Genomic DNA, 15,850 nt, shown 5'->3' on the forward strand with positions numbered 1-15,850 from the left:
GGTGGGGAAAGATCCTGATCAATGAGAAAAAAAGTCATAACCGGATTAACGGTGCTGATCCTTTGTTTTGTTGCCGGTGGCGTCTATATAACCGGATCGATCGATAAGGTTATGACCCGGCTGGAAAACATCAACACCCTGCATAAAGTGGAATTCCTGCGCAAGACCCTCCTGCAGGAGATCAATGTTGTGCAGACGGATCTCCTGCTCAAAGATTCTCCCCATGCCCGCAATATCGATGTATTTGTCGGCAATGTTGAGCAGATGGTCAGCGGTGTCGACAGCTGTTTTGACTGCCATCATGATCCCCTGGTTTTGCAGCAAATTACCGAGGTGCGTGATGACATCAATGAGTATGCCAAAAAACTCAGCCGAGTCTATACCCTCAGGGCAAACTTGCAGCGGCTTAACAGGGAAAAACAGAATGCCTTTGCCCAAGGGCAGAATGTCATCAGCAAGGTTGACCGGATCGTTGTCACCTCATCGGAAAAAGTAGCTTCCAGGGTTCTGCAGGCACGGAATAAAATTGAGGAGACCAAAAATCTGGTTACTGCCCTGCTGGTGATTGGTCCCCTGGCCATCGTCATGTTGGCGTTGATTTTTGTCCGTTTTGTCATCGATAGCGTTGGGACGCTTACGAGAGCTACCCGGAAACTGAAAGAGGGGAACCTGCATTATCGGATTGACAAAAGACTGCAGGATGAATTTCAGGAGCTGGCAGTAGCCTTTAACGATATGGCCACTTCCATCGAAGCCCAGTATCGGAACATGCAGCATACCGAACGCCTGGCGGCGGTGGGTGAGTTTGCCGCCGGTCTGGCCCACGAGGTGAAGAATCCCCTGGCTGGCATCAAAGTGTCCATTGAGGTTCTTGCTAATGATCTGCCGCTGGAACCGGATGACAAGGATATCTTTGCCAGGATTATCAACGAAGTGAACCGGATCGAAACGTTGCTTAAGAGTCTCCTGAACTATGCCCGCCCGCCGAAACCAAAGGCAACGGTTCTCAATCTCAATCAGCTGCTGGAAAAAACCATTGCTACTTCCCAATACACTCTCAAGAGCACTACCAGCGGTCCAGGGGCTGGTAAATATATTAAATTTATTACCGAATTTGGTCGCGATATTCCAGATATTACTGCTGACCCCGGGCAGTTGCAGCAGATTTTTCTGAACTTGCTGTTGAATGCCATCGATGCTATCCGTGACCAGGGAACAATTAGCATCAGTACTGTGTCCAAGGATGACGGGTATGTCCAGGTCATTATTGCCGATACCGGCCGGGGTATTGAGCCGGACGTCAGGAACAATATTTTCAACCCTTTTTTTACCACGAAACCTAAAGGCACCGGTTTGGGGCTGGCAATCTGCAAGCGCCTGATCGAACAGCAAGGCGGCAGTATCAAGGTTGACAGCGTGGTGGGGGAGGGGGCGGTTTTTACGCTGCTGCTGCCGTATGAGTTGATAAAAGAAGGTGAAAAATGAGCAAAGCCCATGGCAGAATATTTCTCATTGATGACGAAGAATTGGTCGTTTCCATGCTGGCGAGGGTGTTGAAAAAGGAGGGCTATGAAACCAGGGTGCAGACGAGTGCCGAAGATGCGGTCAACAACATCGCTTCCTGGCATCCTGATCTGGTGCTGCTGGATATCCATCTTGATGAAGATGTGGATGGTATCCAGATCCTGCAGCAGATAAAAACAGAGGAGATCGACACCCAGGTGGTGATGCTCACTGCCGATGACCGGGCGGAAACAGCCATCAAGGCAATGAAGCTCGGAGCTGTCGACTACCTTAACAAACCCTTCAACAGTGAAGAGGTGAAGATTGTCATCAAAGGCATTCTGGAAAAGGGGAAACTCAAGGATGAAGTCAGTTACCTGAGAAAAAGCAACGAAGCCAAAGCCACGCAGAAGATGGTCGGTGAATCACCGGTTATCAAAGATCTGATGTTCAAAGCCCAGCGCATTGCTGAAGCCGGTGCCCAGACTATCCTGATTACCGGTGAATCAGGAACCGGCAAGGAAGTCCTGGCCCGTTATATCCATGACTGTCGTAACGCACAGCAGGCGCCGGGGGGGCAGCAGGTTCCTTATGTGACGGTCAACTGTACCGCTCTGCCGGATAATCTTATTGAAAGCGAGCTTTTCGGCCATTCAAAGTGGGCGTTTACCGATGCCAAGGCGGAAAAGAAGGGGATGTTTGAATTGGCTGACGGGGGGACCATCCTCCTGGACGAAATCGGCGATATGCGTCTTGAGCTCCAAAGCAAGTTTCTCCGGGTGCTGGAGGAGAGAAAAGTCAGGCGGCTGGGGGGGAAAACGGACCTTCCTGTTGATGTGACGGTGATTGCCACCACCAATAAGGATTTGAAGGCTGCCGTTGCCGCCAAGCAGTTTCGCGAAGATCTTTATTTTCGTCTGAGTACCTTTGCCATGCACCTGCCGCCGCTGCGGGAGCGGTCCCAGGATATTGCTCTCCTGGCCCGTTTTTTTCTGGCCCATTTTGCCCGTAAATATGACAAAAAAAAGGTTCAGGACATCTCTCCCGAGGCCGAGCAGATTTTGTGCTCCTATGGATGGCCGGGCAATATCCGGGAGTTGAGAAATGTCATTGAACGGTGTGTTGTGTTGGAAAGCGCGGAGCTCATTACTGCTGATCAGCTGCCGGCTGAGCTGGCGGGCGGCCAAGCCTCGGAGTCTTTCCAGATGGATAGGATTATTCTGCCGGCGGAGGGCTTATCGCTGGAGAAGGTGGAGCAGGAACTGCTGCGGCAGGCGTTAGAGAGGACGGGCTACAATCAGACAAAAGCGGCAAAATTGCTGCAGATTTCCTATGATACCCTGCGTTATCAGGCAAAAAAATATGGTTTGCTTTAACAACGTGCCGGGAAAATATCCATGTTAGTTATGGGGAAAACCGGATTCCCGCCCGGCAGACCCCGGCATCAAATATGGTTTTCCAGACGACAACTCCGGTGCGGTCGGCAAAGGTATTCTCAAAATTGACCGGCTGCCCCGGTTCCAGCGGATACAGGGTGGTAAGACCAATACCCCCCTCGCTCATATCGATTGACTGCGAGGTAAAGGTTGATCGACGCTGTTTTCCCGCAAAATTGGTGTTCATCGACAAGTTTATTCGTCGGGCAAAGGGGCGGCGTGGTGTCTGGCGCCTGCTTTTAACGCCGTCATTGCCGATGAAGCGGCAGCCTTGGGAAAAAAGGCAGGAATTCTGATCGAGTGCTTCGCAGATAAAGGTGGTAACTTCATTTAGTTTGAAGGGCTTGATGATAAAGTGACAGGCTCCGCCAAGGATCGCCTGGCGGATATTGCTACTCAGATTCGAGCCATTGATATAGCTGGCGGTCATGATAACGGTCAGAGTCTCGGGATAGAGAAGCTTAATGGCCTTCATGAGTTCCAGTCCATTGAAATCCGGCAAATGGATATCCAGGATGCACATGTCGAAGGAGCGTTCGGCCATGACCTCCAGGGCTTGGGCGGCTGTCTCTGCAGTGACCACCTGGTAGGGATGATGACGTAATGCTTTTTTGAGGCCGAAAAGAATAAGTTGCTCATCGTCAACTATGAGAAGACTTCTCTCTTGTCCCGCCATAGCCACACCTTCCCCTTCCTTCTTCGTTAAGCTCCAAGATATACTGTTGTCATCACCAGACTGGGAAATAAGACGGCAGCACTGTTTCCATTTATCTGGTGATTGGCTGTCAGGTCGCCGGCATGCTTATGGCTATTGTCGCTTTCAACTGCTCCATCGTGGTATCGAACCGGGGCAGCGCAGCTTGACGATCTGCTGTCTGTTCAGCCTTTTGCCGGTAGAGGTTCTGCAGATCCGTCAGCCTTTCATGGGCAATGGCTTGCGCCTGTTCCTCAAGGTTTTTGCCGGTAATCAGCTGCTGGCCATAGATTATGCGCTCAGCATTGTTGAGCAACAGGATGTTTGCCCGGGTTTTGCTGATTGGTGCGATGACGGCGGCGATTTCTACGGTTTTCCGCTGGCCGTGCCGGTCGATAAAGGCGAATGATGCCTTGTCAATCAGGTGCGGCATCCTGGCCATTTCCTCCCGGTATTCGCTGTGGAGAAATTTCCCCCGGGCAAAGAAGGGGTATCTGGTTTCCAGCACATCCAGCAGAAAACGGAATTCATTGGTATTGAACAGCTGGCCGGTCATCAGTGCCTGACCTTTGATGGCCACCCGGGCTGCTTTGTAATAGCGTTGCCATTTTTCCTGCAGGGCGTGGCGCTGTTCAGGCTCCTCCGGCTGGCGGAGGTAGGGATAGATGCTTTCCAGGTGACTATGAATAGCGTTGAGATTGTCGCTCATCACCGTCCGGGCGATGGAAATGGGCGAGGAAAATTCCAGGTAGAGATTGTCATCGGTATTAATCATGCCGCCCCGGGCGAAGTCGTCCAGGCCCTTGGAACCCAGGACAAAGTAGCTCATGAAGTCGGCTGCCGACCCCATCTGCACCTGCTGAAGGTCGGCGGCAACCGCCGGCGCGGCGGCAATGCGGCGATCAAGTTCCGCTTCGTCAATGATGATCGGTTCATTGCTGCCGATAAGTTCGGCATCGTGGTGGGTAAGCCAGAGCATGGTGTATTTGAAAGACTGGCTGAACGTTTTGACCACTGCCTGCAGATCGGCGGTGGACAGCTCGTAGGCAGGCAGCCATTGGCACATGATGCCTCCCGGCTGCAGGCGTTTGGCCGCCATGGTAAAATATTCAACGGTGTAGAGATAGCTGGCCCCCTGGGCCCAGGGATGGATGGGATCGGCGGTGATGACATCAAACTTCTTGCCGGTGGTCATCAGGAAGTTGCGGCCGTCGTTGAACACCACCGTCAGCTTCGGGTTGTCAAGCACCTGGTGGTTGTAAGCCGCAAAGGTTCGGGCGCCGCCCATGACTTTCGGTTCAATCTCAGCCAGGGTAATCTCCCTGACACTGGGATGGATCGAGGTGGCTCCCAGGGTCATGCCGGTTCCCAAGCCGACCACCAGGACTTTTTCCGGCTTGTTGTGGAGCAGCATGGGCAGGTGACCAAGGGTGTACTGGCACTGAATGCCTGAAGAATCAGTGTCGGCAACCACCTTGCTGTTGACCAGCAGAGCCTGGATGCCGCCTTCACCCTTTATCTTGACGGAACTGATGACTGCCTCGATACCTTCCTGGTAATAGAGAATATCGGTGTTGTCGAGGGCTTCTTTAAACTTTGCCGGTGAACGGAAAGCGACCGGATCGTTGTTGCGATAGATGGCGAAATAGCTGCTGTTCCACAACCGCAGTCCGGTCGTGTTGAACATCAGAAAAAGCAGCATGGCAGAGGTTCCCGCCAATGCGGCAAGCGGCAGCACCCGCGATGGCCGCAGGCTGGCAAGCACAACGATGCCATAGCCGATGTTGATGGTGACCAGAATCTGCAGAGCCCGCTCCATGCCGAAAAGGTAGATCAGAAGAAAACCGCTGGCCGCCGCGCCAAGAATTGCGCCGATGGTGTTATACGCAAGGATCTCGCCCACCGCGAGGCCGATTTTTTGCCGGTAGTGAGCATGAATGTTGCCGGCCAGGGGGAATGCCACGCCCATAAAAAAAGAGGGAACCAGCATGTAGAGGTAGGCAACCATAAAGTTGACCAGCAGGCGGGCGGTAAAAATATCGGATTGGTACTGCATGACAAATTCCCGCAGGCGTACCGTGTGAAACGGCAGGTCGCGGATGAAGATGCTGACCAGCAGGGCAGAAACACCAATGATTATCTGGACAATGCCGAACCAGGCAACCGATCTGGCCTGGGTTTGTTTCCTTGAGCCAAGAATGTGGGGCAGGACTCCGAATGCCTTGCTTCCCAGGGCGATGCCGGTGAGAAAGGCCACCAGCATGGTGGTGAAGCTGTAGACGCTGGCACCGGCAACCAGGGCCAGGACCCTGGTCCACAGCACTTCATAGCCGAGGGCGCAGAAGCCGCTGATGCCGATTCCCCAGAGGACCAGCTTCAAAGGCAGCGGTGCTCCGGTTCCGGCAGCTGCTTTCACTCGTTCCTCTGATGGCTCCCTGCGTTTGGCCGATCGGATCATTTCCGTCATCTTTTCAGCAGGTGCCAGGATTCTGCCGCCCCACCGCTGCAGGAGAATGCTGGTGATGCCGATCAGCAGATTCATGATTACCGCGGCCTGCAAAGTAAAGCTGACGGAAAAGAGGCGCAGCAGAAAAAAACCCGCTGCTGCCGCACCCAACACCGCCCCAAGGGTGTTGATGCCGTAGAGCAGCGACAGGTGTCCCCTGATCTTTTCCGGTTGTCGGGAAAGAAAGCGCGACAGCACCGGCAGGGTCCCCCCCATCAGGGTGGTGGGAATGATCAGGGCGATGAAGGCAAACAGGAAGCGGATCAGGGTAAGAACAATAATTGCATCATCCTTTCCCCGGGCCAGGCTGATGTAGAGAGACGGGTAGATTTTCATTAAGCCGGCAAAGACGACGGCGAAAAGGGCGATGCCAATTTCCAGGATGCCATAGAGCCTCAGGGGCCTGATGCTGCGATCCACATATTTGCCGATGACATAGCCTCCCAGGGCCAGTCCGGCCATGAAAATGGAGAGGACTGCGGTGACCGCCAGATGGGTGCCGCCGAAGATCAGGCTGAGAGAGCGGACCCAGACCACCTGATACATCAGGGCGGCTGCTCCGGAGAGGAAAAACATCACATAGACCAGTGAAAGAAGAATGACCTGCTGCATTTTACATACCTCGAGGCTGGTGGTTTGCTGTTTTATCCTTAATTGAAAACATGGTAGCAATTTTTGAGCCGTTTTTTTGTTTTTGCCATGCGGTGAACCGGTTTTTCCCGCCAACTCCTTGCCCGCCGCCCGGTTTTTCAGTCCGCCAACTGTCCTCATTCCTTGTGTTTCCCTTGTTTCAGTAAATCTCCTGATTCGTTTGTGCCGTATCCTGTCTGTCCGTGCTCTTGGGGCTGTTCAGGCCTGGAAGGCATTAGCTATTGTTAATCGCAGTAAAAAGGTTGGTTATTTCACCAAGTCCATTTGGGAAAATAACCAACCTTTTTACTATGAAAATGATTGGCGGAACATCTCGTAACTGTAACTCATTGAAAAATTAGAGCTAAATTGATTTTAAGCGAGTTGGCACAGAGGTTGCTCTCTCTCATTGGTATGAAGACACAACGCACACATAGCAGCACTGCCATCATCACCGCCATCATGATCAGCATGTTTGTGGCGGCAACTGCCTTTGGGATGGAGATTCAATTCCAATACCGGTTGGCCAATTTTGATGGCATCGTGTCGTCCCTCTGGGCCCGGTTGGCCCTTGATAAGGAAACAACAGAGTTGTATGCCCTGGACCGGCATGAGCGGGAGGTGCGGATTTTCAACGAAGCCGCCATGGAGGTTTTTGCTATCGGTGAGGATGTGGAGCTGGCCGGGGCAGATGATATCGCCCTTGGTGAGGAAGGCACGCTCTATGTTGTCTACGGTAATTCCCCCGAACATACCGTGCTGAAACTCAACTACAAAGGTGAAGAGGTTGGCCACCTGAGACTTTCCGGGGTGCCGGAAGAATTAATGCCGTTCCATCCCGATCATGTTGAGTATCTGGATAACCGCCTGTACTTGGCAGACTCCAACGACCTGTCAATCATCATAGTTGAAGCAGATGGTCGCTTTCTTAAAGGCTATCGTTTGCCGGCTCTCTTGCAGCAGAATGCTGAAAAGCTTGCTCTTAATGTTGAAGATGGCCAGTTGAAAGACGATCGGCAGATTCCCGCCTCCTTCGGCGGCTTCTGTGTCGACCAGCAGGGTGCCATGTATTTCACCGTGCCGGCCATGTTTGCCGCCTTTAGGCTGAGTGCTGACGGTGAATTGCAGGGTTTTGGTCAACCGGGCAGCGCCGCCGGCAAGTTCGGCGTCGTCGGCGGCATCGGTACCGATGGTGCGGGCAACCTTTATATTGCTGATCGCCTGCGGTGCGTTGTCCTGATCTTTGACCGCAATTTCACCTTTCTGAAGGAGTTTGGCTACCGGGGCTCCCGGCCCGGCAGCCTGATTGTTCCCGATGATGTGGTTGTCGACGATGCCAGGGGAACGGTCTATGTTTCCCAGGCGGCCAATCGAGGGGTCAGCGTCTACAAGCTGATCTTCAACTGAAATCCAGCAGTTGAAACAGGAATAACCTGATGCATAATCAACAGTGTCAACAGGGTCTCGCACATGATGAAAGGAGGTATGGAAAAAGGGAGTGGAGAGGCCTGCAGCAAGCAAGAAGGGAAAAAGGCCGGAGTACCTGATTGATTCCGGCGCAACGATCCTCCGCTAAAGGTAAACCCATTGTAAGGTGGGGACACAAAGCCGCAGGTCCCGAAGGGATGGCTGGGCTGCCGGGGAAAAGCAAGGAGGATGAATCATGAAGAAATTAACGTGTGCAATTGCCTGTATGGCCCTGCTGATGTTGGGATTTACCGGTACCGGATTTGCCTTCCACGGCGGCGGCGTGGCCCACTGCGATGGTTGTCATACCATGCATAACTCGGCTGACAACCCGGCTGAGGGGGCGGCAAATTCCATGCTCTTGACCGGCTCCGACGCCAGCTCCACCTGTCTGAACTGTCATGCCGGCGGTGGCGGCTACCATGTTATGAGCACCGACGGTTCCAATACCAATGCCGGCGGTGACTTTTACTGGGTAAACAATGCCTATACGCTGACAGTCCGGGGAACAGTTAACACCTACGCCGGCGATAATGCCGGTCACAACATGGTCGCGGCTGACTACGGCATGACTGCCGATGCCCGGGCCGATAATCTCCAGGCGCCCGGCGGCACCTATGCTGCCAATCTGCTGGGCTGCACCAGCTGCCACGATGCCCACGGCCAGGTCAACGGCGGGACCAGCAACGGTACGGCGCCGATTTCGGCCTCCGGTTCCTACGGGGCTGCCGAACCGACGGATGGCTCCATTCTCGGCAACTACCGTCTGCTTGGTGACAGTCAGTACACGGCCGGCAATACCGATGCCGATGGTTTTGCCTTCAACGCCGATGCCCCGATTGCCCGGGCCAGCGGTTCCAACGGCGCCTCGGTTGACTACGGTTCCAATATGTCCGAATGGTGTGCCAACTGCCATGGCGATTTCCTGGTGGGTGGATCCGCCGCCCATAAGCATCCGGCCGGCAATGATGTGCATCTGAACGGCTATGGCACCAACTATAACTCCTACGTTGCCACCGGTGATTTCACCGGCCTGCAGGCAACCTCTTATGATGCTCTGGTGCCCTTCGAACGCGGCGTTGTCACTGGTACTTGGGATCTGGATCCCACCAGCACGGCCGGTCCGGACAACAATTCCAATGTCTCATGTCTGACTTGCCACCGCGCCCATTCGTCGGCATTCAACAACATGGGCCGCTGGGACTTCGAGGTCGAGATGCTGGCTGAATCCCATGTGTTGGAATCTGCTGATGTACCCGCCACCGCGGTACCGTACTATGCCGATGGCGCGGCGATCGATATCGTGACCAAGTATGGTGAGTATCAGCGTTCACTGTGTAACAAATGTCACGTGCAGGATTAACAGAGGGATACCTGCCGTATAACATGTCGTTGAATACAAGGGCCGGCGGGATATCCTGCCGGCCCTTGTGTTTGACAAAGCCATCTTTGGACACTAAAGTAGTGATGTGAGGCAGTTGCAGCCCTGTTATCGATATTGTGAAGCTCAACCGCTGTTTGCTGTAACCTTAGAAGGTGTCGGAAGCGGAAATGATTGCCGGGATTAACGCTGCCCCTTTTGTTCACGGTTGGCGGGCAGAGAAAACCGTTGCTTTTTCTCTAAACCTGATATAGATAATCAGGTATATCTTGAATCGTTATCTCTTTCCCGGGGACGAGGCATGTCAATGCTTGCCGCAGGTCACGGAAAAATCGATCAGCAGATGGTTTTCTCCGGTCTTGCCGGTTGGCTGAATGCCCAGACGGTCGTCATTTTTCAGGTCGGTGGAACTGTTCCGGGTGATGGCAAATATCCATCTCCTTTTTGCAGGGAGTGATGGCGAAGCCCCATCAGGAGGTGAAGCGTGGGATGTGAACGTCGGCGGCGGCAGGAGAACATCAGGCGCACGGGATCGGTACTGCAGTTTCTTGCGGCGCTTAGGCTGCTGTTGATTCTGTTCTTGCTTTTTTCAGTTGGTTGCAGTCTTGAGGCGATCGTTGAGGATGCTCCGACCCTGGGGACGAAAGGAAGGGTTTTCGTCTATCTGCAGCCGCTGCCACAGGAAAGCCGTTCATTGACGTTTGTCCTCGAGCAGCTGGCAGCGGTTAGTGAAGATGGTTCTTTGAAACCCCTCGAATCATCCTCTCTGGAGATTAAAGGTGATGCTTTCAGCGGCCGCCAGAAGCTGCTGACGGCGGCAATCCTGCCTTCCGGCAGCTATCAGGGACTTTCCCTGGTGATTGCCGCGGCCACGATAAGCGGTGAGGAAGGGGAGACAAACCTGCTGGTTCCCGAGCAGCCACTGTTGATATCACAGAAATTCCACCTCCTGCCCGGCAATGACCAGGCGCTTTTTCTCACCCTGTTGCCGGAAAACCTGGTTGCCCAGGGCTACCGCTTTTCCCCTTCCTTTTCCCTTGGCGTTCCCCGTCGGCTGACCCGCAATTTCACCGGCTTTGCCTCCCAGACTGCGACCCATACGGTAACGGTTTTCAATAAGCGGACGATGGAGGTGTTTTGTCTTCTGAGCCCGGGGACCACCCCCCGGGGTATGGCCCTCGATGATCGCAGCGGGCGGCTGTATGTTGCCCTGGCCGGTGATGACGCGGTGGCGGTGATCGATGTCGATACCCTGGAAGAGGTGGGGCGGGTCGGGCTCTTTTTTGGTGATCGTCCGGTGGAACTGGCATTGGCGGTGAACGGTGATACCCTGGTTGCCGCCAACCAGGGGTCCCGGACCCTGAGCATTATCGATACCGCCTCTCTCTATGAAAGACACAGGGTGCAGCTCAACAGCGAGCCGGCCTGGGTGGTGGCCGACAGATCCGGCCGGCAGGTCTACGTTCTTCAGGCCATGGATAACTCGGTGGCGATTATTGATCTGGCCAGCGGTGTGCAGCTCACCACCATTGTTCTCGATGAAGTGCCGGAACATGGTGCTTTGAGCCGGGACGGCAATCAGCTGTATGTTGTCGGCCGGCGGTCAGGCGATCTGCTGGTGGTTGATCTGCAGCAGCTCGCAGTGGTGGATAAAATTTTTGTCGGTGGTGGTTCCTCAGCCATCACGGCTGATTCGCGCACCAACCTGGTGTATATCGGCAAGCAGTCGGGTGAGGTGGTTCTGGTTGATGCGGCGGCGCAGATGGTTCTTGACTCATGTATGGTACCCGGCGATGTGAGACATCTGGCCATTGATGGTGAAGAAAACAGTCTTTTTATCCTGTCGGCTGGTGAGCGCCTCATCCACAAGGTGGATCTGGTCGGCAAACAGGGCCTGGGCAGGGTGGAAACGGCAGAGGGGGGATATTCCCTGGTGATCATGGGTGCGCGGTAGAACTTATGGAAAAGCAGCTGCCCCTCATGCTGACGATAATGGTTTTGGTCACCGTCCTGGTTCTGGTGACCGCGGTTGGCAGCCTGCATGCGGAAGGCATCAGCCTGTTGACCGATCTGGAGTATTTCAATACCAATGATACCATAACCGACAAGGAGAGCGGCAGCAAAACCGATAACCAGTTTACCCGTTTTACCCAGGTATACAACGTGGCCATGGCAAAACAGCTTTTCCCCAACCTTTCTTTCAGTGCCGGCAGTTTTTTCGAGTTCGACAAGTTGAACAATGATGCCGACGGCACGGAGACGGAGTTTCGGGAACGAACCATGCGGCCTTTTATGGAGGTGAATCTGGCCAACCCGCTTTACCGCGCCGGGTTTGTCTACCGGCGGACGGAAAAGAAAGAGAATCCCAGTGCCATGCCCACCACCAGAACGTTCATGGATGACTACAGCGGCAACTTCAACTGGCGGCCGGTGGCCTTGCCATCACTCAATATCAATTATCGCCGGAGTCTGGTTCATGATCAGCCGAAAACCGTCGACCAGACGAATGAAACCTTAAGTCTGCTCAGCAAGTATGTCTATAAAGGGGTGGAGTTTGACTATACCTACAACCGCCGGCAGGAAAAGGAGCAGCTCAGCGATGCCGGTTCACTGACCCAGATTCACAACGGCGGCATTTTCACTTCCCGGAATTTTTATGATAATCGTCTCAGACTCAGCGCTGGTTCAAGGGTTGATTACACGGAAACGGTCTTTTCCGGTGCGGGGGAAAGCCGGGTCAGGACGGCATTCCCAGGCAGTGCTTTTTACCTCCTTGATGATTCCACCCCTGTCAGCAACCTGGCTGGAGAGTTTACCGATGTCGGCGGCGCGGCACCGCTCAGCACGGTGAATATCGGCAGAAACGGCGGTTTCAACCCGGTGAGCGCCGGCCTTGATTTCAGTGTGAGAACGGAGGTTGATGCGGTCTATATCCTGCTGGAAAAAGATGACCAAAACCCGAACCTGGCGATTCCGAGCCAGATAGCCGGAATTGCCGCTTCCTTCACCTGGTCGCTTTATGCCAGTGATGATCGGGAAAACTGGACGGCACACGGTATTGCCACCGTCACCTATAACAGCTTCTACCACCGGTTTGAGATTGTCTTTGCCTCTCCGATAGATGCTCAGTATCTCAAAATTGTTGTCTTGCCGCAGGTGTTTGCCCCGGGAGAAATTCGCTTAGCGGATATTCAAGCCTTTACCACGGTTGCGGGCGGTTCCCGGGTGACGATTGAAAACCTGAACCAGTTTTATACGTTTGGCGCCGAATGGCGGCCGACAACCAGCACCAGCGCCGGCTATAATGTCAACTATCGCCACCGTGAGACAAAGCCGGATGGTGAGGTCAGGACTTCCCTGGTCAATGGTGTCAATGTCCGTCACCAGTTCAATCCGGTCTTTTCCACCACTGCCCGGCTGTTGCGCAGCGATGCCACCCAGACGGGAGAGAGTGACCTGGTCAGTTATACCTACAGCACCGCCCTGCGGGCCGATTTTTTTGATACCTTGAGGCAGTCACTGATCTACAGCGGCACCAGAAGCGATGAAGATGAGGGCAGCAGTACCACCAACGCTGTCGTTCTCCGTACCAGTGCCGATCTCTATGAAGGCTGGAGCATGAATCTTGATCTTGGCTACGCCTGGAACAGTCTTCAGGAGAGCGGTGACCAGACCAGCAAGTTTCTGCGTCTTGATACCGTGGTGGTTCCCCATAATAAACTGCATCTTGACTTTTCCTATGAAGTTTATTGGAATACCCAGGAGGATGAAGAGGACAGCACCCGTCAGAAAGGCAGCATCCATAGCTTGCTGGTCGTAACGGATACTATCAACATGACGGCGGATTATAATTTTACCGACCGTCAGGGGCCGGATAATGACTCCACTTTTTTGCAGGATTATGCCTTAAACTGGGCACCGTTCAGGGATGGTACCCTGCAGTTCTCGCTGTCCTATACCGAGTCGATCAGCTCGGAGAACAACGAGGAAAAATTCCTCTCACCGAGCATCAAGTGGCAGGTTGCCAAGGGGATGCTCATGGAACTGCGCTATAATACCGGTACCATAGAAACTGCCAGAGAAAAACTGGATACGGATAATGTTTACTGTAACCTGAGACTGTTTTATTGAGAACCATGGAAGCTGAGGAAGAGGCTGATGAAAAAAATGATGCGGACCATGACGCTGCCGGTGGTGCTTTTTTCCCTTCTCCTGTTGGTTGGCTGTGCCGCTGTCCATGAAGGGGTGTATGTCAACCAGATGGTCGATTTCGCTGCCCTGCAGAAGGTGGCGGTCATGCCGCTGCAGAATTTTTCCGAACGGGATGAAGGTGCCGAGCGGGTGAGGGACACCTTCATGAGCATGCTCCTGGCCACGGAGGCGGTCTATGTCCTGCCGGCCGGCGAAGTGGCCCGCGGCATCAGCCGGGCCGGCATCCGATCGCCGGCGACTCCTGCGGCTGAGGAGATTAAAAGCCTGAAGTCCATTCTCGGGGTGGATGCGGTGGTTACCGGCAGCCTGCGGGAATATGGGGCGGTACGCTCCGGCTCAAGCTCGGCCAATATCGTTTCGTTAAGTATCCAGCTGATTGAAGCCGAGACCGGGGCGGTCATCTGGTCCGGCTCGTCAACCAAAGGGGGGATAACGGTGACTGACCGTCTGTTCGGCGGCGGCGGCCGACCCATGAACGATGTGACCGTTGAGGTCGTCAATGACTTGCTTGACAAACTTTTTCAATAAAAGATTGTGGCTGACGGTAGTGCTGCCAGCCCTGCTGATCACCGGCTGCGCGCATCTCGATCAGCAGGCGGTGCTTACCATGGATTTTTTTGCGGTGGAGCAGGAGCATAGTAGCCCCATCGGTTTGCCTGTCATTCGCTGGAAAGCCGCTGTTTCCGGAGGCCGGGGGCGGATCAGCTATGAGTTTCGTTCCCGGATGCAGAGCGTAGAAATGCTTGAACAGCGCGGGTCCTCACCAGTGTGGGAGTGGATGCCAGCAAAGCCCGGTATCTATGAGGTGATGGTTCTGGCACGGGATGAGGCGGGGAATGAGGTGGATTCAGGCTGGTCGGCGCCTTTTTACGTTGATCAGCCGATCAGCAGGAAAAGCACCATTGCCGTTCTGCCGCTGGAGAACCTCAGTGGTGAGAAAGCTCCCCTGGAGCAGATCAGCAGTGTGATGATCAAGAAACTGGAAGATCTGGGTTTTCACCTGCTGGCTGATGAGCGGCTTGAAACATTCCGCCGGCGGCATCGCATGCGTTATGTCGGCGGCATAAACAGCAAACTTTCGCAGGCAATGCGGGACGAAGCCGGTGTCGATGCCTGCCTGATTACTTCGCTGGAAGCCTATCAGGAGAAATATCCCCCCCAAGTGGCCCTGATTGCCAGACTTGTCCAGACCGGCAGGGAGCCTGCTATTGTCTGGATGGACAGCGTGGGGATGACCGGTGAGGATGCCCCAGGCCTGCTTGGCCTGGGCCGGATAAAAAACCCTGAAAAGCTGGCGGCAAGAGCGGCCGGCCGACTGATTGATTCACTGTCAGCCAGATTGGAAAACGTTCAGCACGGCGATGAACAACCTTTTGTCAGCAGATCTCTGCCTGGGAATGGTGCCAGGCAGCTGACCGGTCCTCAAGGGGTGAAACGGCGTTATCTGCCAAAGGATTTTTTCCGTTCACCGGCTGTTGATCCGGGGAAGGTCTATCGGGTTGCCGTGGTTCCCTTTTTTGACCTTGCAGTAAGGAAATATGCCGGGCGGATTATGGCACTGCACTTTGTCAAGGAACTTCATCAGCGGGCGAATCTGGTGGTTGTGGAACCGGGGCTGGTGCGGGAAGAGCTGTTCAGATTCAGAGCCGTGATGGCAGCGGGACCGTCATTGGCCATCACTGATCTGCTCACCAGTGAGCAGTCTCTGGGTGTTGACCTGGTGCTGTCGGGAAAAGTTTTTGATTATCAGGGTGAGATCGGAACGGCCAAGGTTGACTTCTCGGTCCAGGTTTTTGAAAAATACAGCCGTGAAGTTGTCTTCGCCTCGACAACCTATGCTGCGGGTGACCAGGGGGTGTTTTTCTTTAATGTCGGCAGGGTTCGTTCAGCGCACAATCTCTCGGATGAGATGACCAGGGCTGCCGTGACAACGATGATGAGCCCGTAGATTGATGGTAACTGAACGGCCCGGAATGTGGCTCAGTAATACCGATCGCCGAAGTGGGGACAGGTTTTAAACC

The 15,850-nt window shown here is 54.1% G+C and carries 10 protein-coding genes and 1 riboswitch; of the genes, 8 read left to right on the top strand and 2 right to left on the bottom strand.

The window, feature by feature from the left end; all coding sequences use genetic code 11:
* Window positions 1-21: 21 nt before the first annotated feature.
* Together JXO50_06570 and JXO50_06575 are read left to right on the top strand one after the other, a co-directional pair.
* Window positions 22-1,485 carry a HAMP domain-containing protein gene (locus JXO50_06570; protein ID MBN2332753.1) on the top strand — a complete coding sequence of 488 codons (1,464 nt, stop codon included), beginning with the start codon at window positions 22-24 and terminating at the stop codon, window positions 1,483-1,485.
* Entirely contained in the window at window positions 1,482-2,879 is a 1,398-nt protein-coding gene (locus tag JXO50_06575) for a sigma-54-dependent Fis family transcriptional regulator (protein ID MBN2332754.1), read from the top strand. Before JXO50_06570 ends, JXO50_06575 begins: the two co-directional genes overlap by 4 nt.
* Window positions 2,880-2,907: 28 nt before the next feature.
* Here JXO50_06575 and JXO50_06580 read toward each other — a convergent pair whose 3' ends face one another.
* Window positions 2,908-3,615, bottom strand: a complete 708-nt coding sequence (locus JXO50_06580; protein ID MBN2332755.1) for a response regulator — start codon at window positions 3,613-3,615, stop codon at window positions 2,908-2,910.
* A 109-nt stretch (window positions 3,616-3,724) separates the two neighbouring features.
* The gene (locus JXO50_06585) at window positions 3,725-6,910 is read right to left on the bottom strand and encodes a fused MFS/spermidine synthase (protein ID MBN2332756.1); all 3,186 of its coding nucleotides are present in this window, start codon (window positions 6,908-6,910) and stop codon (window positions 3,725-3,727) included.
* A 273-nt stretch (window positions 6,911-7,183) separates the two neighbouring features.
* Between JXO50_06585 and JXO50_06590 the strand changes: the two genes are divergently transcribed.
* The 6 genes from JXO50_06590 (at window position 7,184) to JXO50_06615 (ending at window position 15,777) form a co-directional block, all read left to right on the top strand.
* The gene (locus tag JXO50_06590) at window positions 7,184-8,176 is read left to right on the top strand and encodes a hypothetical protein (protein ID MBN2332757.1); all 993 of its coding nucleotides are present in this window, start codon (window positions 7,184-7,186) and stop codon (window positions 8,174-8,176) included.
* 160 nt (window positions 8,177-8,336) lie between these two features.
* Window positions 8,337-8,411: riboswitch (cyclic di-GMP riboswitch) on the top strand.
* Window positions 8,412-8,432: 21 nt separating this feature from the next.
* Window positions 8,433-9,599 carry a cytochrome C gene (locus JXO50_06595; protein MBN2332758.1) on the top strand — a complete coding sequence of 389 codons (1,167 nt, stop codon included), beginning with the start codon at window positions 8,433-8,435 and terminating at the stop codon, window positions 9,597-9,599.
* A gap of 502 nt (window positions 9,600-10,101) precedes the next feature.
* Complete coding sequence (locus tag JXO50_06600; protein ID MBN2332759.1) at window positions 10,102-11,571, top strand: hypothetical protein; 1,470 nt, start codon at window positions 10,102-10,104, stop codon at window positions 11,569-11,571.
* Between the two features lie 26 nt (window positions 11,572-11,597).
* A complete protein-coding gene (locus tag JXO50_06605) occupies window positions 11,598-13,748 on the top strand; it encodes a hypothetical protein (protein ID MBN2332760.1) in 2,151 nt (716 codons plus the stop codon).
* A 39-nt stretch (window positions 13,749-13,787) separates the two neighbouring features.
* Window positions 13,788-14,357 carry a DUF799 family lipoprotein gene (locus tag JXO50_06610; GenBank protein MBN2332761.1) on the top strand — a complete coding sequence of 190 codons (570 nt, stop codon included), beginning with the start codon at window positions 13,788-13,790 and terminating at the stop codon, window positions 14,355-14,357.
* Window positions 14,329-15,777, top strand: coding sequence for a hypothetical protein (locus JXO50_06615; GenBank protein MBN2332762.1), 1,449 nt, complete (start codon window positions 14,329-14,331; stop codon window positions 15,775-15,777). The genes JXO50_06610 and JXO50_06615 overlap by 29 nt, the downstream gene beginning before the upstream one ends.
* The last annotated feature ends 73 nt before the right edge of the window (window positions 15,778-15,850 follow it).

Origin of the sequence: Candidatus Anaeroferrophillus wilburensis, assembly GCA_016934315.1 — a bacterium.
Lineage (GTDB): Bacteria > Desulfobacterota > Anaeroferrophillalia > Anaeroferrophillales > Anaeroferrophillaceae > Anaeroferrophillus > Anaeroferrophillus wilburensis.

Bases quoted from the DNA above. Each gene is read 5' to 3' on its own strand.
- JXO50_06595 (MBN2332758.1), top strand. From the start codon at position 8,433: ATGAAGAAATTAACGTGTGCAATTGCCTGTATGGCCCTGCTGATGTTG.
- JXO50_06575 (MBN2332754.1), top strand. From the start codon at position 1,482: ATGAGCAAAGCCCATGGCAGAATATTTCTCATTGATGACGAAGAATTG.
- JXO50_06605 (MBN2332760.1), top strand. From the start codon at position 11,598: ATGCTGACGATAATGGTTTTGGTCACCGTCCTGGTTCTGGTGACCGCG.
- JXO50_06610 (MBN2332761.1), top strand. From the start codon at position 13,788: ATGCGGACCATGACGCTGCCGGTGGTGCTTTTTTCCCTTCTCCTGTTG.
- JXO50_06580 (MBN2332755.1), bottom strand. From the start codon at position 3,615: ATGGCGGGACAAGAGAGAAGTCTTCTCATAGTTGACGATGAGCAACTT.
- JXO50_06590 (MBN2332757.1), top strand. From the start codon at position 7,184: ATGAAGACACAACGCACACATAGCAGCACTGCCATCATCACCGCCATC.
- JXO50_06585 (MBN2332756.1), bottom strand. From the start codon at position 6,910: ATGAGGACAGTTGGCGGACTGAAAAACCGGGCGGCGGGCAAGGAGTTG.
- JXO50_06570 (MBN2332753.1), top strand. From the start codon at position 22: ATGAGAAAAAAAGTCATAACCGGATTAACGGTGCTGATCCTTTGTTTT.
- JXO50_06615 (MBN2332762.1), top strand. From the start codon at position 14,329: ATGACTTGCTTGACAAACTTTTTCAATAAAAGATTGTGGCTGACGGTA.